The organism is Streptomyces sp. NPDC002838, assembly GCF_040295365.1.
GTDB lineage: Bacteria > Actinomycetota > Actinomycetes > Streptomycetales > Streptomycetaceae > Streptomyces.
The window spans coordinates 142,205-164,214 of the sequence record NZ_JBEOVF010000022.1; the positions used below are offsets into that span (position 1 = coordinate 142,205).

Sequence of the window (22,010 nt, forward strand, 5' to 3'; positions counted from 1 at the left end):
GAGCGGGACGCGCTGAACGGCCTCTCTGATAGTCAATTGACTGGAGGAGAGGCCGTCGTCGTCTGTGATGACCGTTTGTGATGACACGGCGGCGTCCGCCCTCGCGCGGCCGGAGGACCTGCGTGACGTATCGGGGTGACCCGACAAGCCGCGCATGTCACGCAGGTCACCAGGTCATCCCGCGAGCGTCAGGTACAGCCGGGTGCCTCCGGGCCGGTAGCCGACGCGTTCGTAGGTCCGGCGGGAGCCTTCACCCGAGTACTCCAGCCAGACCGACCGCGCCCCCCGCGCGAACATCGTCTCGGTCAGCGCGGCGGTGACCGACGCGGCGATGCCCCGGCCGCGGAAGGCGGGGCGGGTGCCCACGCCGGCCAGTTCGGCCGTGCCCACGGCCGGCGCCGAGCAGGAGGCCGCGCCGGCACAGCCGCCGTCGGGAGCCCGCACGAACCGGACCGCCCCACCGCCGTCCTGGATACGGCGCAGCCGGGCCACGCCCTCCGGCGACGAGGCGAACGCACCCGCGAACGCCTCGGACAGGGCCGCGTCGATCGAGACGTAGTCCTCGTCCGTGGACGGGGTTTCGACGAGCAGCGGGCCGGGAGCGCCAGGCGTACCAGTGGGCGACGGCATCGTCAGGGTGTCGGGCGTGCAGACCAGGTACTCGTTCACCGCCTCCGTGCCGAATCCCCTTGCGCGCAGCGCCTGTTCCACGGTGGGCGCGGCGGCCGGGGCGAACTCCAGCCGGGGCGTGAGACCGCGCTCGCGGAACGCCTCGATCAGGGCGTCGATGTCCTGGGCGGTCGGGCGGGCGTCGGGCAGAGGGGTTGCGTAGTTGAGGTACGGGCTGGTGGTCGAGGGGTCGAACCCGGCGACGAAACCCCCGACTTCGGCCACCTCGGGGCGGCGGCGGAGATTGATGACGGCAAAGCTCTGGACGGTGTTGTCCACGGTGATGATGACCTCACGAGACGGCAGCGAAAAGGACGTCGTGACGGCGGTGCCGTGGAAGGGCAGGCGGTTCAGCGCTGCCGACGGCGACCGCTCGGGTCCGCCGCAATCATTGGCTTCAGTCCTTCGCCGTGAGCGTGAGTTCGTACGTGTACGTGTACGTACTGGAGTTCGCCGAACCGTCCCACGGCAGTGCGGTGAAGGGCAACCGAATATTGTGCTGTTGCTGTCTCGTTAACGGGTGCCGCTTGACGCTGCCGCCGTCGCCGCGTTGGCTTTCCCCCACCTGGTCGCCACCTCCCCCCCCCACCCCGGAAGGCACCTGATGTGAAAGCTCGTACCCCCCGCAACACCGCCGTGCGTCGCCTCGCCATGGCCCTGACCGCCTCCGCGTCGGCCCTCTCCCTCTCCGCCTGCGGAGTCATCGACGCCGTCGACGGGAGCGACAGCTCCGAGGGCCCGACGAAGGGCAACGACATCACGGTGGGCCTCCTCCTGCCCGACAAGGAGACGGCGCGCTTCGAGAAGTTCGACCACCCCCTGATCAAGAAGAAGGTCGCCTCCCTCACCGGGAACAAGGGCAAGGTCCGCTACGCCAACGCCGGGGCGAGCGCGAACAAGCAGAGCGAGCAGTTCCAGCAGATGATCGACGCCGAGGTGGACGTGGTCCTGGTGGACGCGGTCGACGCCAAGGCCATCGCGTCGGACGTGGAGAAGGCCAAGGAGGCGGGCATCCCCGTCATCGCGTACGACAGGCTCGCCGAGGGCCCGATCGACGCGTACGTCTCGCACGACAACGAACTCGTCGGTGAGGTGCAGGGCCGCGCCCTCGTCGAGGCGCTCGGGGACAACGCGGCGACCAGCAAGATCGTCATGATGAACGGCTCCCCCGCCGACCCGAACACGGCCCGCTTCAAGGCGGGCGCGCTCGACGAGCTGGACGGCCGCGTGGTCATCGCCAAGCAGTACGACACCAGGGAGTGGCTGCCCTCGGTCGCCAAGGTGAACATGAAGAAGGCGATTCAGTCCATCGGGCTGAACAACATCGCCGCCGTCTACTCGGCGAACGACGGCATGGCCGGCGCCGTCATCGACGCGCTGGAGGAGGCGGGCTCCACCGACATCCCGCCGGTGACCGGGCAGGACGCGAACCTGGACGCGGTGCAGCGGATCGTCTCCGGCGAGCAGTACATGACCGTGTACAAGTCGTTCTTGCTGGAGGCGGACAACGCCGCGGAGATCGCGGTGGCCAAGGTGCAGGGCCGCTCGATCGAGTTCGACGCGCTGACCCCCGACAAGGTCGACAGCCCGACGGAGGAGGACATCCCCTCGCAGCTGGTGCAGGTGGTCGCCCTCACGCGGGACAACATCAAGGACACGGTGATCCGGGACGGCGTCTACACCGTCAAGGACATCTGCACCGCACAGTACGAGGACGACTGCGCGGCGATCGGCCTGACGTCGTAGCGCGACCGGCTCGGACACCGAATGGGCTCGGGGCACGCGGGAGTAAGGTGAGGGAAGCGAGGATTCTTCGTATACCGGTGCTCAAGTCGGTCTCGTTCTCGTGGTTCCACCACACCGGGTGCCCGGCGCCCGAGGCAGGATCCGCCCCCGTGACGACCGCTCTGCAACCCCCGCTGCCCTCCCACCCCCTCCTCCGCCTGCGTCTGGCACCCCGCGGCGGCATGCCCCGGCCCGTCGACGGCGCGTGGTGGCCCCGCTCGTACGACCTGCTCGCGGAACTCCCGCAGCTCCTCGCAGGGTTGCCGCTCGCATGGGGCCACATCAGCAGTGTCACGGTCAACGGGGCGACGTGGTCCGCGACGCCCGGCAGAATGCTCGTCTTCAACCAAGTAGTACGACTGCGCAGGGCTCTTGCGGCCTCCGCCCCGCACACCGTCGTCCTGCTCGCCCCGGGCCGGGGGCGCTGGGACCTGCTGGTCGTGCCTCCGGACACGTCCGGGGCGGCGGCGGAGCCACTCATGGCGGCAGCCGCGGACGACGGGAATGTGTCCGACAGATCCTAGGACCGACTGCTGTCCAACCAGGACCGTGCCGGCTCTGCCGTGCGGGCGGTGTCCACGGTGAGCTGGAGACGGGTGCCTCCGTCGGCGCCCGCGGGGTAGCTGCGCTGCTCGGTGGCGGCGAAGCAGTGCCGGAGGACTTCCGCGACCCGCCGCGCGACCTCGGGTGACGCGGCGACGATGTGCACCTCGGCGTGCTCGACCGGCGACGATTCCAGTGGCTCCATGGCGACCTCGTTGTTGATGAACGAACCGCCGACACGGCCCCACGACGACGGTCCCCGCAGCCTCCAGGCCCTTGGCGGAGATCAGCGGGCCGGTTCCTTACTGTACTCCGGCGTGTCCAGGAGGCCGGTGGCACGAGGAGTACCGTGAAACCAGGAAGCCACTGTGTGCGACCGGATATCCGTCAGGCAGGCGAGTGCGATGTCCGCATCCGATTCCGACGCCCCCCGCGTGACCAGGCTCCTGCCGGACGCCGTCCACCAGGCCGTGAAACCCGGGACGGCCGTCGTACGGCTGGAGACCACGCACGAGCGTCAGGGAGTGCTCGACGGAGCCTGGTGGCCGCGGTCCCGTGACATCACCGCCGAGCTTCCGGTCCTGATCGCCGCACTGACCGAGTACCTCGGTCCGATCACGCGCGTCGGCCTGGACGCCGGCGCCTGGGAGGAACTGCCGACGCGCATGGTCATCGAGGACCGTGTCGTCCACATCGACTCGTTCCCGGTCGGCGACGACACCGTCCTCGTCACCCGGGGCGATCAGGACTACTTCTCCCTCCTCGTGGTCCCGCCGCACACGGCCCCCGAGGCGGCACGCGCCGCGATGGCCGAAGCCGTCCGCGCCGACAACGTCACCCAGGCCGAACAGATCCTCATCCACACCGGCACGGGCCGAGCGGCCTTGCCTTGATGTTCCGTCGGAGGCGATCGACCGCACGGTCGAGATCCACGACGAGCGCGGCCCGGGTCCGCTCAACGGGGCCCGGGCCGGCAGCCGTCGTCAGGCCTTGTGGACCTCCAGCGCGGCCCGCACCCCCGACTCCAGGGCCCCCTCGATCCACGAAGGCTTGACCGAGGTGTGGTCGCCGGCGAAGTACAGCGGGCCCTCGGGGGAGCGGATGGCGGCGAGGAGTTCCGTGTGCTGGCCCGGGAGCAGGACGGACGCCTCGCCGTACGCGTAGGGATCGCGCAGCCAGCTCTGGGTGCGGCCGGCGCCGGTGTAGAACACCTCGACCCGTTGCCCGTAGACCTGCTGAAGCCCCCGCAGGGCATGCGGGTATCGCGCTTCCTCGTCGAGGGAGTCCCAGCGGGAGGCGTCGTCGGCCCAGCTGTAGGACGCGAGGACGACACCGCCCTTGCTGCCCTCGACCGGATGGGAGGGGTTGATCATGAAGCGGTTGGAGTTGTCGGAGACGGATCCGCCGCCGACGATGTGCGCCGCCTCGGGCTGGTCGCGGGTGGCCCAGCGGTTGGCGGCGTAGTGAACGCGCTGCGCGTCGCTGATGTGCCCGCCCGGGACGGAGGGGTGCGCGCCGAGCAGACTCCCGTCGCCGGGCGCCTTGCCGTTGCGGTAGTCGTCGTACAGCCCGGGGCGTACGGCGTCCAGCTCCCGCTTCCAGTCACCTTCGTCGAACTCCCACCAGCGACGGCTGAATTCGAGCAGCACCTTGGTCGCGCTGTCGTAGTGCAGTTCGGCGACGGCACGGCGCTTGCCGTACGACATCAGCGGGCTGATCTGGACCTGCCGCAGCCCGGAGAAGGGCACGGTGACGATCGCGAGGTCGCCGGTGAACTGCTCGCGCACGACCTTGCCGCCGCGTCCCTCGGAGACGGTGTCGATCCATACGTGCGGGCTGTCGGGGCCGACGTGGGAGGGATCGCCGGAGCGGCGGCCGTTATGACCCTGACCCTCGGCCCAGTACTCGATGTGGGTGGCGCGCCGATCGAGCCGTAGAACGTCGGCGACCTGCTTCAGCAGGGCATCCGGAAGGGTCGCCGTGCCGCCGACCAGCTCCCAGAACTCCGTATCCGGGCTGATCAGCGACTGACTGATGAAGCTGTGGATGAACGACAGCGGCAGCCGTGAGGTCAGATTCTCCAGCGTGCCGATCAGATCGATGGTCCGCTCGTCGAAGCCGGCCCGCTCGGTCAGGAACCGGTACATCGACCAGTCGCCGTACTGCTGGATCACCCGTGCCCAGCCCTTGACCCGCTCGGGCAGCGGCTTGTCGACGCGCTTGCCGTCCGGCCCGACGGTGCTGAACTCGTCGCGTACGGGGTCGAGGGCATCGCGCAGGATCTTGCTGGAGGGCGTGTCCCAGTACTTGCGCGGCACCCCGAAGGACCGGTTAACCTTTCGCGGCGCCTTGGCGTACTCGGCACGGCGCACACGGATGCCGTTGACGTGCAGCCAGGCGCGGTTGACGGGCTTTCCGTCGCCGTCGACGTCCACGAGATGGAACCGGCGCTTTTTGACGTCGAGTTGCTCGATCAGGCTCATGACGAGAGGGTGACTGCCCGGGATCCGCATGGCGCCGGCCTCGGCGTACTGCTTCGGATCGGCGAACGGCTGCGCCGCCTGCTCGTGCCCACCGGTACGGAAGGTCTTGATCCGGCCGCCGACGCGGTTGCCGTTGGCCTCCAACAACGTCACCTGATGCCCGGCCCGCTTCAACAGCCAGGCCGCCACGAGGCCGGCCGGCCCGGCGCCGACCACGAGGATCTTCTTGGCGTCCTTGGTTTTGGCGCGGGGCAGGCCGGAGTTGAGGATCTTCTTGTACTCCGGGACGAGGGGGCGGTCGTGGTCGTCCACGACGAGCAGGGCGCGGGCTACCGCGAGGCAGGTGGACCAGGGGGCGGTGGATCTGGGTGGGCAGGGGGTGGCCGCGGGGGCGGTGGCGGGGGTTGCGGCGGGTGCGGCGGTGGCCTCGCCGGCGGTGGTCAGACCGAGGGCCGTCGCGGTTGCGGCCGTACCGGCGGCGGTCGTGAACTGCCGTCGGGAGAACGGAGGATGGGTGGCTGCGGTGCGGAGTTCATCCATGTGTCCTGGATAGGTGCGGGGCGGTGTGTTCGGCAGGGAGATCGACTGTGGGCCACCTGAATGTGGGAGCGCGGCGGGGTGCGCCTCTTGCCGCGACCGCCGCCTGAGCGGATACGAGGTTCTGCGCGCCCCCCGGACAACCCACGGCCACCCTGCTCGGAGGTTTGTGTCGTATCAGCCCAGGCCGCAGCAGCAGTTCGGCCGGGCCCCGCAACAGGGTGCTGGTTCGCCAGGTGAGCGCCGCCGGTTCGGTGGCGAAGGCGAGGGAAGATGACTCCGGCCCAGTACCAAGAGCTCGCCGCTCGCCGCTCGCCGCTCGCCGCTCGCCGCTGCGCCGCACGCGCCGCCGCTCTTGCTGATGCACGTCGGTCTCGTCCGTCTCGGCTGCGGCCCGCGCCTTTCGTCCCTTCCGCCGCCCCCCTTTGCCTTCCCGGCCGCCTTCACCAGGGATGCCAGGGCCTCTTCCCTGACTCGCATGCCCGCCGCGTCGTGGTGGGCACGGACCACCGTGGAGTCCACGCTGACAAGGGACAGATCCACCTGCCCGAGCCGAGCCGCCTCGGCGATCACCCCCGTCCAGCAGCCCTTCGAAGACACCCGCGTCACGCCACTGGGCGAAACGGTTGTACACGGTCTGCCAGGCCCCGGATGAGGGCGGCACATCCCGCCACTGGCTGCCCGCGCGAAACCGCCAGATCACCCCCTCGAACTGCTGCCGCAGCCGCTCGGGTACGGGCCGAACCTGCCGTCCGGCAGGAACGGCCTGATCAACTCTCATTTCAGCACCTCACATCTTGATCACAACCGAAACAGGGCCCAGCCGCGTGCCAGGGCACATCATTCGACGAGTTGGCCGGGCCACCAATTCTCCGGCGCCGGTGTGCATGGGTTCTTCCTTCTTCGGGCATTCCAAGCGGGATGAGTCGGACAAGGGGGGCGGCCCGGAATGGACGGGGGGACGGTCGTCGCGGCGTGTGCCGTCGTGATCGCCGTGGCATCGTTCGCCGTCTCGGTCTACGAGGTACGCGCGACACGGCAGCACAACCGCCACTCGGTGCGGCCCATACTCCAGTTGCAACGAAGGATGTCCAAGGGGCAGAAAGCGGGGATCAGGCTCATCAACGCCGGTCTCGGCCCGGCCGTCGTCGTCAGCACATCCCTGACGGTCGACGGCGAAGTGATCGGCGTGTGGAACAAGTCGGGCGCGGACAGGGCGCGTGAAGGCCTCGTCGTATGGCCCTACGCTGTGACGTTCAGCGAGTCGCAGACCATCGCCACCGACTATGAGGAGTTCTTGCTGAGCGTGGACCCGTACGAGCCACAGGCTCATGCCGAGTTCATAGACCTCATAACTCGGCGCCTGCACCTGGAGATCCGCTACGAGTCCCTCTACGGCGGGGAGAACTATCACGTGACCCTGCGCCCCCGCACAGAGGGCTGACGGGCCGCCGAGTGCAAGAAGCAAAGGTGCGCGCGGCGGCCGCCCGCTGGGACAAGACGCCCGCCGGCTACTCGGCCGGTCTCCACCCGCACGAAGCACTCAGCTGACTACGCTGCCCCCAATCCACCATGATCCGAACTCGAAACAGGCCTAGAGCGCCAGGGAGTCGGACAGAGCAGTTGTCAGAGTCCGAACGTTTCGGTCACCAGCCTGGCCAGATCGTCTTCGGTCATCATCGTGTCGACCTCGATGGTGCGCAGTTCGAGACGCTCTGTCTCTTCGCAGAGGCGTTGCGTGCACATCTGGTCACGCTCGGCCATGTTGCGGTCGGCTTTCTCTGGATCGCTGGCCTTCCGGGTGAACCCTCCCCCCGGCGTGGCCCGACTGTGGATCGCGGCCCGGCTGAACTCGGGTGTGGGAAGGAGCCAGACCGCTTGACCAGGTGTGGCAAGCAGGGGCTTCACGAGGTGCGGCAGCAGTCGGAAGCCCTCGACGACTACAGAAGGTTCCGGTGGCAGTCGAAGAAGGTCTTCGACGATCAGATTGAACCCCTCACCTCGAAACCAGTGGAACGTCTCCAGCATGACTTCCGGAGATCGGTTCACCCAACGCTCGTCCATATCCATGGCGATGAACTCGTGCAGGAACGGGGCGTCTTCGGGCGTGGTCCGGCGAGCGTGATCGGACATGACGTCGTCGGTCGCGTAGAGACGCCAGCCGTACCGGTCCGCCAATCGGCGAGCCGTGGTCGACTTGCCCGCGCCGCTCCCGCCACCGATCCAGTAGACATGCCGCAGCCGTGCACGCAGCGTTGCGGCGTCGGCAGCCTCTTCTTCGAGTCGTTTGTGTCGCATCCTTCTCCCGTTTGGTCAGGCGATCCAGGGCGACGATCCCGTGGCCAGGACAACACCCATGGCACCAGCAAGACACGAGCGACCAGTCAGCTATGGATGAACCGGTGATCGACCCCGAAGACCGAGAGCAGCAGGCGGCCATCAGCCGTCTGCTGCTGTATCACCTGAACGCGCCCATCGTCGAAGGCTGCCGCCTGCGCGGCGTCCTGCCCACCCCCGGTGCCGTACGGATCGCCATCCACGTGGCCCCCGCCTACATCCCCGGCATCCTGCGTACCGTCCTGACCCGAACCCAGCTCTACAGCAGCGGCGACATCAGCGACGTCATGGGGATGACGCTCATCCGCCTCCACCCGGAGGAGATCACCCCGGACCCGGACCCGGACCCGGACCCTGAGCCCGAACAGTGCCAAGCGCTCACCGTCCTGCGTGCCCTGACCGACCCCGGCGAGGATGAGGACCCCTTCCTGATCGGCTTCCTGATGCGGGGCGAGAGCCTGATGCGCCTATACGTACTGCCTCCCGGCCACCCAGGCCTCATCGGCGCCGACATCCGCCTGACCGGCACGAGTACCGCGCTGATCGCCGCACTCCCCTCCCTCATCGAGGAAGTGGAGCTCCATCAGCCGGTCCGTGACGACCCGCATTGCGATCTCCTCGTTGACCTGACCGACTGGTAGAGCCGCTGAGCTTGTCGCTGTTCCCCGCCTCACGGTCGCACAGCGGCCTTGGGCTTCCCGTGTTCTGGATCTCCGTCAGCCGGATGCTGTGGCCGGTGCGGTCGTGGAAGGGGTGAGCGGTGGTGAAGTTCGGCATCGTCCTCGGCGTGGAGAACGACAACCGGCATCGGCGGATCCCCGGTCCGGAAACTCTGAATCAGCGTTTCCAGCTGCTGTTGGACGTCGATTCCGGCGAGGGTCGACATCCCGTCGTGATGACCCTCGCAGCTCGAGGGGCGGTTCTGATCGCCTCCGGGCATGGCATCCCCTGGTCGCTCGCATAAGCAGGTGGCAATGCCAGGAAGCCAATGACGGTCGGCCGGACATTTTGCGGCATTGGCGGAGAACGCCTCTGATGAGTGAATACCCTCCCTTTCGGTTGGGGCTGCGCTCCGCCAAGTACGCCGCGGCGAGGTCAGCGGCTGCCGGTCCAGCTGTGGGCCACGTCCACCACCAGTCGGTCGGACAGCTGCGTCACCCGGAACGGCAGGCGGGCGCGGACGCCCAGGCCGACCTGCGTCTCGCCCTCGAAGCTGCCCGCGAAGCGGGTGTCCTTGAAGGTGCGGTAGCCGGTGATGTCCACGCCGGGCAGGGGGCGGCCCACCTTTCCGGGGTACACGGCCGCGCCGGTCTCCGGGTTGTAGCTCGGCGCGGCCACGCGGACCTCGAGTATCGCCCCGCCGCCGACCGGGATGTAGTCGCCCGAGCCGGCCTGGTGGAGGCGGTCGACGTACTGGACGTAGTAGCCGACGTCGCCGCCGCCGGGGACGTCGAACACCATGCGGTCGAAGCAGTCGTGCCTGCCGGTCCTGATGTCCTTCAGCGGTACGGCGCCGGCGGTGACACCGCCCTTGACGCCGCTGCCCCAGCCCGTCGGGCAGGCCGTGGCACCCGAGGTGGCCGCCGGGGCGGCGCCCGCGGCGGTCGTCCCCACACCCAGCACCGTGCCCGCGAGGGCCAGTGCTGCCACTGCCGCTCCCATTCGCCTCATGACGTCCCCCTTTGTTGCGTAAAGCTGGTATTGGGTAAGACGATCCGGTGCGACGGAAAGTTGCATACCGCTGCTGTATAACCGGGCCATGATCTATCACGTCGTCCCGCGCGATGAGTGGAACGCCAGTCCCGACCAGCCGTACGCGCCCGCTTCCCTCGCGGAGGAGGGCTTCGTGCACTGCTCCCCCGATGAGGAGACCACGCTCGCCGTCGTCAACGCGTTCTACCGGACCGCGCCCCGGCCGCTGCTGACGCTGGTGCTCGACGAGGAGCGGCTCACCGCGAAGTGCGAGTGGGAGGCGGCCGCTCCCGCTCCGCCGCCCGGGGTTGCCGAGGGTGTCCTGTTCCCGCATGTGTTCGGGCCGCTGAACCGCGATGCCGTCGTGCGTGTTCTGGAGGTTCGGTGGGACGAGGAGGGCCGGGCGACCGGGCTGGCGGACGTCGGCTGAGGCTGTGGCCCGGCTCAGAGGGCCGCGCGCAGATGGCTGACCGTGACGAAGCGGTAGCCGCGGGCGGTGAGGGTGCGCAGGATCTCGGGGACCGCGGCGACCGAGGTCGAGTGGATGTCGTGCATGAGGACGACGTCGTTGCGGCCGGTCTTGGCGATGACCGTCTGGGCGATCTTCGCGGCGTCGCGGTACTTCCAGTCCTCCGTGTCCACGTCCCACAGCACCGGGGAGAGCCGGGTCGCCTCCCTCACCTTGGCGTTGATCGCGCCGTACGGCGGGCGGAACAGCGTCGGCTCCTTGCCGGTGGCGGCCTTGATGGCCGCGCTGGTGCGGTCGAGCTGGGAGTTGATCTGTGCGGGGGAGAGGCCGGTGAGGTCGGGGTGGTTCCAGGAGTGGTTGCCGATCTCGTGTCCGGCGCGGGTCTCGGCGCGGAGGAGCTCGGGGTGGGCGGCGACGTTCTGGCCGACGGTGAAGAAGGTGGCCCGCGCCTTGTACTTCGCCAGGTACGTCAGCAGCGTCGCCGTCTCCGGGGCGGCGGGGCCGTCGTCGAAGGTGAGGGCGACGCATTTCACCCTCCGGCAGTCCGTCGGGTCGTCCTTCGAGGCGGTGTGCGTCGGCACGGGCGGCTCGGGCTTGGCGGTGACGCCGAGGTCGAGGCTGCCGCTCGGGTGCGCGGTCCGACGCTGGACGCGCCCGCCGAAGTCGGACAGCCACGGGGTGACCGTCGCCTTCGAAAGGGTCACGGTGAAACGCCCGGCCGGCGGGACGCCCACCTCACCGCGGTCGAACTCCACCCTCAGTCCGCCGTCGGCGGTGAACGCCATGTCGTCCAGGGCCGCGGCACGGGCGGCCGGGTCGGCGAGGGTGTCGTCGAGTGAGGCCGCGTCGATGCCCTCCCGGCCATCGAGCTGCTTCTTCAGGGCGGTGGTGAAGGCGTCCGTGGAGCCGTCCGCGATGAGGTCGATGGCGGAACGGCGGTCGCGGTCCTTGCCGTCGTACCAGTACGTGCGGGTCATCAGCCCGTCCCCGGCCGTGTTGACGTCCAGCGTGGTCAGCCGTACGCCCAGGACGTCGCCGGAGGCGACCAGGAACTGGTGGCTGACGTTCAGCTCCGCGCGTTCGACCGCGGTCGTTCCGCCGTCGCACACCGCCGCCCGGAAGTTCGCGAGCCGCTCCTCGATGTCCTCCTTCATCTCGGCCGTCATGGCCTCGGCACCCGGCACGGCCGGATAGCTGGTCGCGTACGGGCAGGAGCTGTGCTCGCTGTTGTCGCTGACGATCTCCAGGCCCTTGATCCGCGACGGGTCGACGCCCCGGTCGGTGGCCGCGGCGGACGGTCCGGGACGGGCGGACGACGACGGCTGCTTTCCGGAGGAGTCCGAGGAGGAGGACCCGCATGCCGTCGTCAGGGCCAGCGAGCCGAGCAGGAGGAGCGAGGGGAGGAGCGAGTACTTGCGCATGGGAGAGCCCTAGGGGACGGGGATGTGCCGGACGGCCGGACGGCCACGGCCCGATCCTCACGGCCCCGGCGGTTGTCCAGCGACCCGTTCCATCACCTCTGGACAATCACGTGGACAACCACGCCTGACCTGGGCCTTTGGTCTCCCGTGGACAATCCCGTCCCGCTCAGCTCCCCGCGCAGATCTCCCGGTACGGCGCATCGGGGACGTACGTCCGCCACTGCGCCTCGGTCAGTCCGCCGCCCGTGCGGTCGCAGACGGCGGCCACGGCCCGGTCCGTGGTGACGGGATAGCGCTGGAGTGGGGTGTGCGGGCCGGACGCGTACAGCGTGCCGCCGTCCCGGGCGAACGCGACCGAGCGGATCTCTCCGCCGGGCGTGGGCAGATCCGTGCCGAGGAGCTGCTGCGACGCGGTGTCCCACAGCTGGAGGGTGCCGTTGCCGCCGCCCACGACGAGCGTGCGGCCGTCGGGGGAGAAGGCGAGCGCGGCCACCGCCTCCGGGGCGTCCTCGCCCGCGAACGCGGTCATGACGCCCGTACGGTGGCCGACTTCGCCGTCCCACAGGGTGATCCGGCCGGATTCGTCACCGACGGCGAGCCTGCCGCCGTCGGGGCTGAACGCCAGGGCCGTGACGTTCCTGCCGTCGGACAGCTCCCGTCCGGTGACGCGGCCGGACGGCAGCTCGGCGTACTGGTCGTCGGTGCCGACGGCCAGGGCTCCGTCGGGACGGACGGCCACGGCGTCGCCGTAGAAGCCCTGGTGGAACGTCGCCGTTCTGCGGGGACGGCCGCCGATTGTCCACAGGTCTGTGACGACTCCCTCGCTCGCGGCGTGCGAGACGAGCAGAGTACGGCCGTCCGGGCCGAGGGCGACGGGGGCCAGCGGGTCGCCGGACGTGCCCGGGAGGTCGAACGACGTCCGTACCTTGTGCGCCGCCACGTCCCATACGGTGAACCGCTGCCGTTCCGAGCCGGAGCCGGAGCCGGAGCCGGAGCCGGAGCCGGAGCCGGAGCCGGAGCCGGAGTCCGAGCCACCCGCCCGCACGATGTCGCTCACGGCGAGCGACCCGCCGTCCGGGCTGAACGCCAGCAGCGGGGCGTCGCCGACACCCGTCGGCAGAGAGCCGAGGGCGGCCCGGGCGAGGACGGCACCCGTGCGGGTGGAGCGCAGCTCGAAACGGAAGCCGCCACCCTCGTCGCCGGCGCGGGTCGCCGTGGCCAGTGTGGTGCCGTCCGGGCTGAGCGCGGTCGCGTCGGCCGGGGTGCGCTGCCAAGCGGGAGCCAGGTTGGCCGTCAGGTCGTACGAGCGGACCGTCGTGCCGTCGAGGAAGCGCAGCACCCGCTCGCGGCCCGGGGCCCAGGACAGATCCCTGACCTCCCTGCCGGTCAACGGAGTGCGGAAGGCCGGGAGAGCGGGATCCGTCAGGCGCCACACGGTGAGTTCCCCGTCGTCCGCCGTGGCGAGGAAACGCCCGTCGGGCGTGAAGGCGGCCTGGGTGAAGCCGCCGTCGCCGAGGCTCAGGGCCTCGGAGAGGAGGCGGCCGCGAGGGACGTCCCAGACCTTCAGCGTGGTGCCGGAGACGGCGGCCAGCCGCTTGCCGTCCGGGCTGAGGCGGAGCAGACGTTCGCCGCCGTCGGCGCCCGAACCGGTACCGCAGAGGTTCCCCTCCTTGTCCCAGGCGCCGGCCAGGCGCTCACCGCGGACGGTGTCCCAGACCTGGGGCGCGCCGCCGGACGCGCAGAGCGCCAGCACGCCGCCGTCCGCGTCGAGGGCGCTGGTGACCAGGGGGCTCGGCAGCCGCGCCTGGAACAGGACCTTGCCGTCGCCGCGTCGGCGCAGCTCGATGGGGCCCTGGTCGTCAGAGGGCGCGACGAGGTAGCTGTTCCCGTCCGCCGCGAACTCCATCAGACCCATGTCCCGCAGATCGGCGAGTGGCCGACCCGTCGCCAGGTCCCACAGCTGCTCGCCGTCCTCTCCCGAGAGGCCGACGGTCCGCGCGTCCGGGCCGACCAGGCTCGCGTCCAGGCCCGCGGGCAACTCGTACGAGCCGGTACGGCGGCGGGTGGCCACGTCCCACGTGCTCACCCGGCGGCCTGCCACGCTGACCAGCGTCCGGCCCGCGTCGGTGAGGAAGCGTGCGGTGTCCTTCCCGGTCTGCGGGTCGGTGAAGGCGTCCCGCTCCGGCTGGAACAGGGCGCCGAGCAGGGCCGAGCGGGACTCGGTGAGCGGGGCGACCTTCCAGGCCGCGACGCCGAGCAGCGCGGCGGTGCGCGGGTCGGTCGAGCGCAGGCCGGCGGCCGTCGCGGCGATCCGGCGGGCGGCGGCCTTGGCGGCTTCCTGCTCACTGACCCGGTTCTGCTGCCAGGCCAGCAGGCCGCCCGCGAGGGCGAGGACGAGGAGAGCGCAGAGTACGGCCGTGAAGGTGCGCCTTCTTCTGGCCGCCGTGCCGCGCGCGGCCAGGGAGGCGGCGAGGAAGGCCTGCTCCGGTCCGGTCAGGAGAAAGGCCTGCTCCGGTCGGGTCGGGGTGGCGTCCGGATTGTCGTCCGGATTGTCGTCCGGTGTGTCGTCCGATGTGTCGTCCGGGTTGTCCCCGGGCCGCCCCCCGAACAGCTCCTCCGCCCGAGCCAGCCGCGCCCCCCGATACAGCGCGCCCGGGTCGTGCCCCAGCTCCGCCCACGCGCGGGCGGCCTCGTCGAGGCGGCGTTGCTCGCGCAGCCGTTCGCGGTCCTCGTCGATCCAGCCCGCGAGCCTCGGCCAGCCGGTGATCAGCGCCTCGTGGGCGAGCTCCACCGTGTCGCCGTCCAGGGTGACCAGGCGGGCTGCGGCGAGGCGCTCGAGGACGTCCCCGGCGCCGGGGACGAGTTCGTCCCGCCCGGCCGGGCGCCGGGTGTCGGCGGTGCCGTCCCCGGGGGCGATCAGGCGGAGCAGGATGCGACGGGCGGTGCGGGCCTGGTCCTCGGACAGCTCGCCGTAGACCTGCTCGGCGGTGGCGGCGATCGCGCCGCGCACCCCGCCCGCCGCTTCGTACGTCGCGAGAGTCAGCGTCCGGCCGCGGCGGCGGCGCCAGGTCTCCAGCAGGGCGTGCGAGACCATCGGCAGGGCCCCCGGCTGATCGCTGACCTCGTCGATGATCCGGGCGGTCAGGGCGCGCTCCACCAGCAGGCCGGTGGCCGCCGCGGGCTTGGTGATGACCTCGCGCAGTTCGTCCCGGTCCAGCGCACCGACCAGCAGGTTGGCCCGGCTGACCGCTTTGGCCAGGTGGCGGTGGTCGGCGCAGTGGCCGTAGAAGTCGCCGCGCACCGCGACCAGGACCCGCAGTCGGCTGCCGGGCTCGCGTGCCGCGAGCAGCAGTTCGAGGAAACGTTCCTGCTCCTCGCGGTCCGGGCACAGGGTGAACAGCTCCTCGAACTGGTCGACGATCACCCAGGTGTCCTGCTCACCCTCCTGCGGGACCAGCGCCTTCTCGTGGGTGCGCGCGGGTCGCCCGCCCGGGGTGAGCACCCGGACCACCGCCGGACGGGCGGCGCCCGAGGCGTCCCGCAGGGCGGGGATCAGACCGGCCCGCAGCAGCGAGGACTTGCCGCTGCCGGACGGCCCGAACACGGCGGCGAAACGGTGCTCGCGCACCAGGCCCAGCAGCTCGCCGACCAGCCGGTCCCGGCCGAAGAACAGATCACTGTCGGACGGCTCGAAGCGGGCCAGCCCCCGATACGGCGCGGTCGCGTCCCCTACTGCGTCTCCTGCGTCGGGGACCGCCTCTTCCTCGACCGCGTCCTTCGCCCGCCGCCAGCGCTCCTCCCATTCCCCGGCATCGGCGTCCAGGGCCTGCGCGTAGGCCCGCACGACGGCCAGCGAGGGGAGCTGCTCGCCGGCCGCCGCGTGGGACAACGCACTCGTCGAGTAGTTCGCCCGCCGTGCCATCTCGCGGTAGGTGGGCTTTCCGGCCTTCTCCCGGAGGGCGCGCAGCTCGTGGGCGAGCCGCTGTATCGGACCGGCGTCGGGGTCCACCGGCTTCTCACGTCGTCCCACCGGACAGGCCTTTCAAGGGTCAAGCAAAGCGGCTGGTCACGTTACATTTCCGCCCGAACCCGTGGCAATGTGCCCCTGGCCACCCCGGCGGAGGGCGGAGGCCATGCCGAGCCAGGTGTGCGGGTTGCCCTCCCAGCACCAGCCCAGCTTCGGGGCCTTCTGGCTGATCCAGATCGCGGGCACGCGGCGGTCGCCGGAGCGGGAGCCGCCGAGCGAGAAGCACTTGTTCTTCACGAGCACCTGCGGGAAGTGGGTGATCAGGGCGACGCCCTCCTCGATGGTGAGCAGCGTGCGTTCGCGTCCGGCGATGGTGGCCATGGCCTCACGCGGGACGGCGCCGCAGAACTCCTCGCCGCGTTCGACGCCGAAGAGCAGATACGCCCTCTGGTCCGGGAGTGCCGTCTCCTCCGTGGCGACGAAGCGTTCGAGGGCGCCCGGTTCGAAGGAGCGGTCGACGAATCCGGGCAGCTTCCCGCCGTGCAGGGTGGTGCGGGGCATCGTCTCCTCGATCGGGACGACATCGCGGGTGACGACCAGCACGAACGGCACACGGCCGGCCTCGGGGTCGTGGGCGTGGTCGTCGTGTCTCGCGTCCGTCGATGCCACGGCGGTGGCGCGCAAGGGGGCGAGCAGGGCGGCGAACTGCTCGGGCTCGAGGCCGGACGCCTTCGGGTAGCCGAGGTCGGCGAGGTTGCGGACCTGTCGGTCGAACTCGGCCGCGGGGTCGAAGGAGGTGGGGTGGTGTGGGATGGTCATGCGTCTCACGATCCCCGGCGGGGCTCGGGTGATCAACGGCGTTTCTGAGAACGGCCGAGAACCTCTGACTCGTCGCGCCCTGGAAAGGGCGAGGCGCCGAACCCTGGAGGGTCCGGCGCCTCGGTGTGTCGGTGCGGGGTGGGTCAGCGCGGGACGCCGAGGAGGTCGAGGCGGTCGTTGACGCCCTTGCGGAGTTCGCCGAGCGTCGTGCCGGGCGGGGCCACTGTGGGCGTGGAGGACGGCGGCTGGGTCTCGTCGGCGCAGGTCGTGCCCGAGGCCGGGACCTTCAGGTCCAGCAGGTAGCCGGTGATCGCGTCCGTCGCGCAGGCACTCCTGTTGAAGGCGGTGTGGCCCTCGGCCTTGAACGTGAGCAGCGAGGCGTTGTCGAGCTCACGGGACAGGGCCACCGCGTCGCGGTAAGGGGTGTCCGGGTCGCCGGTGGTGCCGACGACGAGGATCGGCGCGGAGCCCTCCGCACGGTAGGAGCCGTCGTAGCGGCTGACCGTCTCGCCGGGCCACTGGACGCAGGCGGGGGCGTGCTGGTGGTCGTAGGTGGGCGGGCCGTACGCCAGGGCCGGGCCGAGCAGCGGTGCCGCCTTGGTGTTGGCCGTGACATTCCGCTTCAGCCGGTTCAGGTCGCCGGGGTAGTCCCGGTCGACGCACTCGACGGCCACGTTCGCCGTCAGGAAGTCGAAGCTGGCCGGGGACGGCGGCCGGAGCAGGAAGGAGGTGTTGTCGCGCTGCTGTGCCTTGCGCAGGGCCTCGCCGAGGGAGGGCCAGATGACCTTGCCCTCGTTGATGTTGAACAGGAGGCGGTAGACGAGGGTGTAGCCGTTCGCCTGCCCGCCGCCCGCGGTCGGCACCGGGTCGGCGTCCAGGTCGGCCTTGAGCTTCTCGAACGCCGCCCGGGGGTTGCCGTCGCCGAACCCGCAGGTGGCCTGGTCGGCGGCGCACCAGTCGAGGAAGCGGCTCATCGCGCCGTCCAGGGCCAGGTACTGGGAACGGTCGGAGTCGTAGGGCCGGTCCCTGTGACGCACCGGGTCGTACGCACCGTCAAGTGCCAGGGCGCGCACCCGCTCCGGGAACATGGCGGCGTAGACGGTGCCGATGTAGCTGCCGAACGACCGCCCGTAGTAGGTGAGTTGGTCCTCGCCCAGCGCCTCGCGCAGCAGGTCGACGTCGCGGGCGACGTACTCGGTGCCGATGTACGGCAGCAGGTCGCCCGAGTTGTCCTCGCAAGCCTGGTCGAACTCGGCGGCCTCGCGCAGGGCCGGACCGTAGGCGTCCGGGCCGGGTACGCCCTTGGCGTCGGTGACGGCCTTGGTGTAGCGCTGGTCGTCCCAGCACAGGAGAGGTGAGCTGCGCCCGACGCCGCGTACGTCGTATCCGAAGACGTCGAACGAGTCGCGCAGGCCGGCCGGCAGGTTCGCGTAGTTGTTGCGGACGAAGTCCACTCCGGAGTTGCCGGGCCCGCCCGGCTGCATGAACAGGGTGCCCTTGCGCTTCGCCTGGTCCGTGGCCTTCTTGCGGATCACCGCCAGCGTGATGGTGCGGCCCTGCGGTGCGCGGTAGTCCAGCGGCACGTCGGCACTCGCGCACTCGAAGCCGCCCTGGCAGTCGGACCAGGAGAGGGACGGCACCGGCGGGGTCTTCTCCGAGGCCGCCCCGGTCGTCTGAGCGGTCGCCACCTGGACGCCCGTACTGGCTATGGCGAGAGCGGCCGCGGCGGCTCCGGCGATTCTCAGGCGCGTGAAGCGCTTGCGCGCTCGGATACCGACCCGGCGCGTGAGGCGGTTGCCCCGGCCGGGCGAGACGTGATCTTGCGTGGTCAACGCGTGATTCCCCTCGGGCTGTTGCTGCTGTTCTTCGAAGAACCCACCGATGTTCCGAAACCCCGTGATGCTCCAAGAACCCCCGGATGAAGATGAGTTCGGGGATTGTCTAGCTCAACTGGAGGAGAAATAGCGACAGGAGCGGTCGTGTGTTCTTCCTTCCACGAGATCTTTCCAGTACCCGGCGGTAGTTGGCGCGTTCGTCACGTCGACAAGGGGTAGAGCAGGGCGACTTGGGCGTGAGCTGTGTCACGTCTGCCATATGTCAGAGCTCTGACCGGGATAAGTCAGTTCAGGTGCAGAGCGCGGCGACCGCGTGGAAGCACGTCCATGCCGAGTACGTCGATGTCGTCGACGACATCCTGGCGACGCCGGCGCCGAGCGGGCCGTACGCGTACACGGTCGCGCCCCGCGTCGAGGAGGGGCACGAACTCCCGACGCAGCGGATCGTCACCACGTACGAGGAGATCGAGAACAGCTACCGCGGCATGCACCGGTACGCCGCCGTGGTCGCGATCCGGCCGGTCGCCGAGATCAACACCTCCTGGTACACCTTCGTCAGCGGCGTCGGGCGCGGGCGCGGGCGCGAGAAGCAGACCGGTGCGGAGAGCGAGCGGCCGGTCGTCGTGATCTTCCCGACCATGGGCTCCGAGGGCATCACCGGCGAGCTCTTCTGGGGCAGAACGCAGCGGGACTCCATGCCGGGCGATCCGGCCAACGGGGCGCTGGCGAGCCGGTTCGCCGTGGGCGGGCTGCACGAGACGCTGCTCGACGCCCCGCCGTCACGAGGGAGCCGGCTCCCGAACCCATGGTGTAGCCCGCTGCACCCCGCGTTCCGGCGGAATAGAGTGAAACGTGGCATAGCTAGATATATAGGGCGCCAGTATCCGAGGAGTTCCGTGCCCCAGGAGCTCCACGAGAGCGAGATGAGCGGCCATGGAGCGGCGGATCGTCGACGACCGGAAGGCGGGTCCCGGCCCGCACGTCGTCGGTGAGGCGCTCACCGCGCGCGCCATCGTCGACGAACACGGCACCGTGACCGGGTGGAACGACGGCGCCGAACAACTGCTCGGGTACGCGCCGGAGGAGATCCTGGGCAGGCCGGCGGCGTCCCTGCTCGCCGAGGAACCCGCGGCACGGGACCTGCCCCCCTTCGCCCAGCTGCCGAGGTGGCACGGAACGCTCGCGCTGCGCCACCGGGACGGCCGCCGGATCGAGAGCGGGGTGCTGGCACACCACCACACGAAGCCGGAGCACGGCGGCGGCGAGTGGCTGCTGTTCTCCGCCCTGACCGGGCAGGAGCCCGAGCCCGTCGACGAGACCCTGGTGCGCTGGAGCTTCACCCAGTCTCCGTGCTGTGCCCAGGCGCTCTACGACACCCGGCTCCGGCTGCGGCGCGCCAATGAGGACATGGAGCGGGCCGTTGCTCTCACCGAGGCCGAGATGCGCGGGCTGCGGATCACCGAGATCGTCGACGACGAGGCCGGCGAGCGGGCGGAACAGAGCATGGCACGGGTGCTGGAGACCGGTGATCCGCAGTACAACGAGAACTATCTGCGCGTCGCCGGTGAGACCCGGGAGCATGCCTGGTCGGTCTTCATGGCGCCGTTGCGGGACCAGGAGGGCCGCATCCAGGGTGTCTGCCTCTCCGCACACGACATGTCGGACCAGTACTGGGCCCGCAAGCGCCTCCAGCTGATCGCCGAGGCCGGCCGGCGCATCGGCAGTACCCTCGACGTGACGCGGACGGCGCATGAACTCGCTGACGTGGCGGTCCCGGAACTCGCCGACTTCATCAGCGTCGACCTGCTGGCGTCCCTCGACGACCCGTACGAGCGGCCCCTCCCCGCGGCCGGATCCCTCAGCCTGCGGCGCATCGCCCACCAGTCCGTGCATCCCGGGATCCCGGAGGCGGCCGTCGCCCTGGGCGAGGTGGACGAGTACCCGGAGGGCTCCCCGCCGGTGGAGAGTCTGCGCTCGGGACGCGCCGTGCTGCACCAGGCCACCGCACCGGCGATCGCCGAATGGATCGTCCAGGACCCGATCAGGGCCTCCCGCGTCCGGGATTTCGGCATCCACTCGGTGATGACCGTGCCCCTGTCGGCACGCGGCACCACCCTGGGCGTCGCCGTCTTCATCCGCCACCGGCGCCCCGAACCGTTCCAGGAGGACGACCTGGTGCTGGCCGAGGAACTGGCGTCCAGGGCGGCGGTCTGCATCGACAACGCCCGGCGCTACACCCGCGAACGCGGCACGGCCGTCACCCTGCAGCGCAGCCTGCTGCCGCAGAGCATGCCCGAGCAGGCCGCCGTGGACGTCGCCTCCCGCTACCTCCCGGCCGGTGCCCAGGCCGGGGTGGGCGGTGACTGGTTCGACGTGATCCCGCTGTCCGGAGCCAGGGTCGCGCTGGTCGTGGGCGACGTCGTGGGCCACGGTATCCACGCCTCGGCGGCCATGGGACGGCTGCGGACCGCCGTACGCACCCTCGCGGACATCGATCTGCCCCCCGACGAGCTGCTCACCCATCTCGACGACCTGGTGGGCCGGCTGTCCACCGAGGCGGAAGGCGCCGAGTGGACCGCCGGGGACGGGGACACCTCGGGAGACGTCGGAGCGACCTGTCTGTACGCCGTGTACGACCCGGTCTCCCGCCGTTGCACGCTCGCCCGGGCCGGGCATCCGCTGCCGGCCGTGGTGAGCCCGGACGGCACCGTCGAACTGCTCGACGTTCCCGCGGGGCCCCCGCTGGGGCTGGGCGGACTGCCCTTCGAGGCGGTCGAGGTCGAACTGCCGGAAGGCAGCCTGCTCGCCCTCTACACCAACGGTCTGATCGAGTCCCGCGACGACGGCGTCGGCAACGACATCGACGAGGGTGTCGCCCGGCTGCGCCGAGCCCTGGCCGGCCCCGCCGCCTCCCTGGACATCCTGTGCGACAGGGTCCTGGCGGCCGTACTGCCCCAGCGGCCCTCCGACGACGCCGCCCTGCTCGTCGCCCGCACCCGGGGGCTCGACACCGACCGGGTCGCCTCCTGGGACGTGGCCCCCGAGCCCGCCGCCGTCGCCGAGACACGCAAGGACGCCGTCGCGCAGCTGGAGCAGTGGGGCCTGACCGACGCGGTCTTCGTCACCGAGCTGATCGTCAGCGAACTGGTCACCAACGCCATCCGGCACGCCGAAGCGCCCGTCCAACTGCGCCTCATCCACGACAGAAGCCTCATCTGCGAGGTCTCCGACGGCAGCAGCACCGCCCCTCACATGCGCCGCGCCCGCACCTTCGACGAGGGCGGCCGTGGACTCCTGCTGGTCGCTCAGCTGACCAAACGCTGGGGCACCCGCCCGAACGCCAAAGGCAAGACGATCTGGGCGGAACAGAGCGTCGAGCAGTCCCGAAAGTGAAGGGCCGGCTCCCGCCACATGTGTGGCGGGAGCTCGGGAGAGCGTGGTGTAGGGGAAGTG

The 22,010-nt window shown here is 70.5% G+C and carries 18 protein-coding genes and 1 pseudogene; 9 read left to right on the top strand and 10 right to left on the bottom strand.

Annotated features, from left to right (window positions below):
• Nucleotides 1-174 precede the first annotated feature (174 nt).
• Nucleotides 175-948, bottom strand: coding sequence for a GNAT family N-acetyltransferase (locus ABT063_RS26770; protein WP_351061252.1), 774 nt, complete (start codon nucleotides 946-948; stop codon nucleotides 175-177).
• 327 nt (nucleotides 949-1,275) lie between these two features.
• Here ABT063_RS26770 and ABT063_RS26775 point away from each other — a divergent pair, with 327 nt between their 5' ends.
• Together ABT063_RS26775 and ABT063_RS26780 are read left to right on the top strand one after the other, a co-directional pair.
• Entirely contained in the window at nucleotides 1,276-2,415 is a 1,140-nt protein-coding gene (locus ABT063_RS26775; RefSeq protein ID WP_351061255.1) for a sugar ABC transporter substrate-binding protein, read from the top strand.
• A gap of 149 nt (nucleotides 2,416-2,564) precedes the next feature.
• Nucleotides 2,565-2,978, top strand: a complete 414-nt coding sequence (locus ABT063_RS26780) for a DUF5994 family protein (protein ID WP_351061258.1) — start codon at nucleotides 2,565-2,567, stop codon at nucleotides 2,976-2,978.
• Here the strand turns inward: ABT063_RS26780 and ABT063_RS26785 are convergent.
• Complete coding sequence (locus ABT063_RS26785; RefSeq protein ID WP_351061261.1) at nucleotides 2,975-3,202, bottom strand: hypothetical protein; 228 nt, start codon at nucleotides 3,200-3,202, stop codon at nucleotides 2,975-2,977. The two genes, ABT063_RS26780 and ABT063_RS26785, sit on opposite strands and share 4 nt — an antisense overlap.
• Nucleotides 3,203-3,401: 199 nt before the next feature.
• On the opposite strand from ABT063_RS26785, the gene ABT063_RS26790 reads away from it, so the two are divergent.
• Entirely contained in the window at nucleotides 3,402-3,890 is a 489-nt protein-coding gene (locus ABT063_RS26790; protein WP_351061264.1) for a DUF5994 family protein, read from the top strand.
• Nucleotides 3,891-3,980: 90 nt separating this feature from the next.
• Here the strand turns inward: ABT063_RS26790 and lgoX are convergent, their stop codons facing one another.
• Nucleotides 3,981-6,020, bottom strand: coding sequence for an L-glutamate oxidase LgoX (lgoX, locus tag ABT063_RS26795; RefSeq protein ID WP_351061266.1), 2,040 nt, complete (start codon nucleotides 6,018-6,020; stop codon nucleotides 3,981-3,983).
• A 372-nt stretch (nucleotides 6,021-6,392) separates the two neighbouring features.
• Nucleotides 6,393-6,791 (bottom strand): annotated as a pseudogene (locus ABT063_RS26800) (transposase); the annotation flags it as partial.
• 175 nt (nucleotides 6,792-6,966) lie between these two features.
• On the opposite strand from ABT063_RS26800, the gene ABT063_RS26805 reads away from it, so the two are divergent.
• A complete protein-coding gene (locus ABT063_RS26805) occupies nucleotides 6,967-7,461 on the top strand; it encodes a hypothetical protein (protein ID WP_351061269.1) in 495 nt (164 codons plus the stop codon).
• 182 nt (nucleotides 7,462-7,643) lie between these two features.
• Here ABT063_RS26805 and ABT063_RS26810 read toward each other — a convergent pair whose 3' ends face one another.
• On the bottom strand, nucleotides 7,644-8,315 hold the full coding sequence (locus tag ABT063_RS26810; RefSeq protein ID WP_351061272.1) for a hypothetical protein: 672 nt from the start codon (nucleotides 8,313-8,315) through the stop codon (nucleotides 7,644-7,646).
• A gap of 104 nt (nucleotides 8,316-8,419) precedes the next feature.
• Here ABT063_RS26810 and ABT063_RS26815 point away from each other — a divergent pair, with 104 nt between their 5' ends.
• Entirely contained in the window at nucleotides 8,420-8,995 is a 576-nt protein-coding gene (locus ABT063_RS26815; protein WP_351061275.1) for a hypothetical protein, read from the top strand.
• A gap of 122 nt (nucleotides 8,996-9,117) precedes the next feature.
• Nucleotides 9,118-9,318, top strand: a complete 201-nt coding sequence (locus ABT063_RS26820; RefSeq protein WP_351061277.1) for a hypothetical protein — start codon at nucleotides 9,118-9,120, stop codon at nucleotides 9,316-9,318.
• 131 nt (nucleotides 9,319-9,449) lie between these two features.
• Here the strand turns inward: ABT063_RS26820 and ABT063_RS26825 are convergent, their stop codons facing one another.
• Entirely contained in the window at nucleotides 9,450-10,025 is a 576-nt protein-coding gene (locus ABT063_RS26825; RefSeq protein WP_351061280.1) for an AMIN-like domain-containing (lipo)protein, read from the bottom strand.
• Nucleotides 10,026-10,113: 88 nt separating this feature from the next.
• Between ABT063_RS26825 and ABT063_RS26830 the strand changes: the two genes are divergently transcribed.
• Nucleotides 10,114-10,476 carry a DUF952 domain-containing protein gene (locus tag ABT063_RS26830; RefSeq protein ID WP_351061283.1) on the top strand — a complete coding sequence of 121 codons (363 nt, stop codon included), beginning with the start codon at nucleotides 10,114-10,116 and terminating at the stop codon, nucleotides 10,474-10,476.
• Nucleotides 10,477-10,490: 14 nt separating this feature from the next.
• Here the strand turns inward: ABT063_RS26830 and ABT063_RS26835 are convergent, their stop codons facing one another.
• The 4 genes from ABT063_RS26835 to ABT063_RS26850 all read right to left on the bottom strand — a co-directional run bounded on the left by ABT063_RS26835 (nucleotide 10,491) and on the right by ABT063_RS26850 (nucleotide 18,494).
• The gene (locus ABT063_RS26835; RefSeq protein ID WP_351061286.1) at nucleotides 10,491-11,936 is read right to left on the bottom strand and encodes a polysaccharide deacetylase family protein; all 1,446 of its coding nucleotides are present in this window, start codon (nucleotides 11,934-11,936) and stop codon (nucleotides 10,491-10,493) included.
• A 166-nt stretch (nucleotides 11,937-12,102) separates the two neighbouring features.
• Complete coding sequence (locus ABT063_RS26840; protein WP_351061289.1) at nucleotides 12,103-15,966, bottom strand: nSTAND1 domain-containing NTPase; 3,864 nt, start codon at nucleotides 15,964-15,966, stop codon at nucleotides 12,103-12,105.
• A 36-nt stretch (nucleotides 15,967-16,002) separates the two neighbouring features.
• Nucleotides 16,003-16,722: a DUF5701 family protein gene (locus ABT063_RS26845; RefSeq protein WP_351061292.1), complete on the bottom strand. Its 720-nt coding sequence runs from the start codon at nucleotides 16,720-16,722 to the stop codon at nucleotides 16,003-16,005.
• 143 nt (nucleotides 16,723-16,865) lie between these two features.
• On the bottom strand, nucleotides 16,866-18,494 hold the full coding sequence (locus ABT063_RS26850) for an alpha/beta hydrolase (RefSeq protein ID WP_351061321.1): 1,629 nt from the start codon (nucleotides 18,492-18,494) through the stop codon (nucleotides 16,866-16,868).
• Between the two features lie 356 nt (nucleotides 18,495-18,850).
• Here ABT063_RS26850 and ABT063_RS26855 point away from each other — a divergent pair, with 356 nt between their 5' ends.
• Nucleotides 18,851-19,549, top strand: a complete 699-nt coding sequence (locus ABT063_RS26855; RefSeq protein ID WP_351061294.1) for a hypothetical protein — start codon at nucleotides 18,851-18,853, stop codon at nucleotides 19,547-19,549.
• Complete coding sequence (locus ABT063_RS26860) at nucleotides 19,491-21,950, top strand: SpoIIE family protein phosphatase (protein ID WP_351061296.1); 2,460 nt, start codon at nucleotides 19,491-19,493, stop codon at nucleotides 21,948-21,950. The genes ABT063_RS26855 and ABT063_RS26860 overlap by 59 nt, the downstream gene beginning before the upstream one ends.
• The last annotated feature ends 60 nt before the right edge of the window (nucleotides 21,951-22,010 follow it).

Coding starts and splice junctions, on each gene's coding strand:
- ABT063_RS26785 (WP_351061261.1), bottom strand. CDS start 3,202: ATGGAGCCACTGGAATCGTCGCCGGTCGAGCACGCCGAGGTGCACATC.
- ABT063_RS26790 (WP_351061264.1), top strand. CDS start 3,402: ATGTCCGCATCCGATTCCGACGCCCCCCGCGTGACCAGGCTCCTGCCG.
- lgoX (WP_351061266.1), bottom strand. CDS start 6,020: ATGGATGAACTCCGCACCGCAGCCACCCATCCTCCGTTCTCCCGACGG.
- ABT063_RS26805 (WP_351061269.1), top strand. CDS start 6,967: ATGGACGGGGGGACGGTCGTCGCGGCGTGTGCCGTCGTGATCGCCGTG.
- ABT063_RS26810 (WP_351061272.1), bottom strand. CDS start 8,315: ATGCGACACAAACGACTCGAAGAAGAGGCTGCCGACGCCGCAACGCTG.
- ABT063_RS26825 (WP_351061280.1), bottom strand. CDS start 10,025: ATGAGGCGAATGGGAGCGGCAGTGGCAGCACTGGCCCTCGCGGGCACG.
- ABT063_RS26830 (WP_351061283.1), top strand. CDS start 10,114: ATGATCTATCACGTCGTCCCGCGCGATGAGTGGAACGCCAGTCCCGAC.
- ABT063_RS26835 (WP_351061286.1), bottom strand. CDS start 11,936: ATGCGCAAGTACTCGCTCCTCCCCTCGCTCCTCCTGCTCGGCTCGCTG.
- ABT063_RS26845 (WP_351061292.1), bottom strand. CDS start 16,722: ATGACCATCCCACACCACCCCACCTCCTTCGACCCCGCGGCCGAGTTC.
- ABT063_RS26860 (WP_351061296.1), top strand. CDS start 19,491: ATGGAGCGGCGGATCGTCGACGACCGGAAGGCGGGTCCCGGCCCGCAC.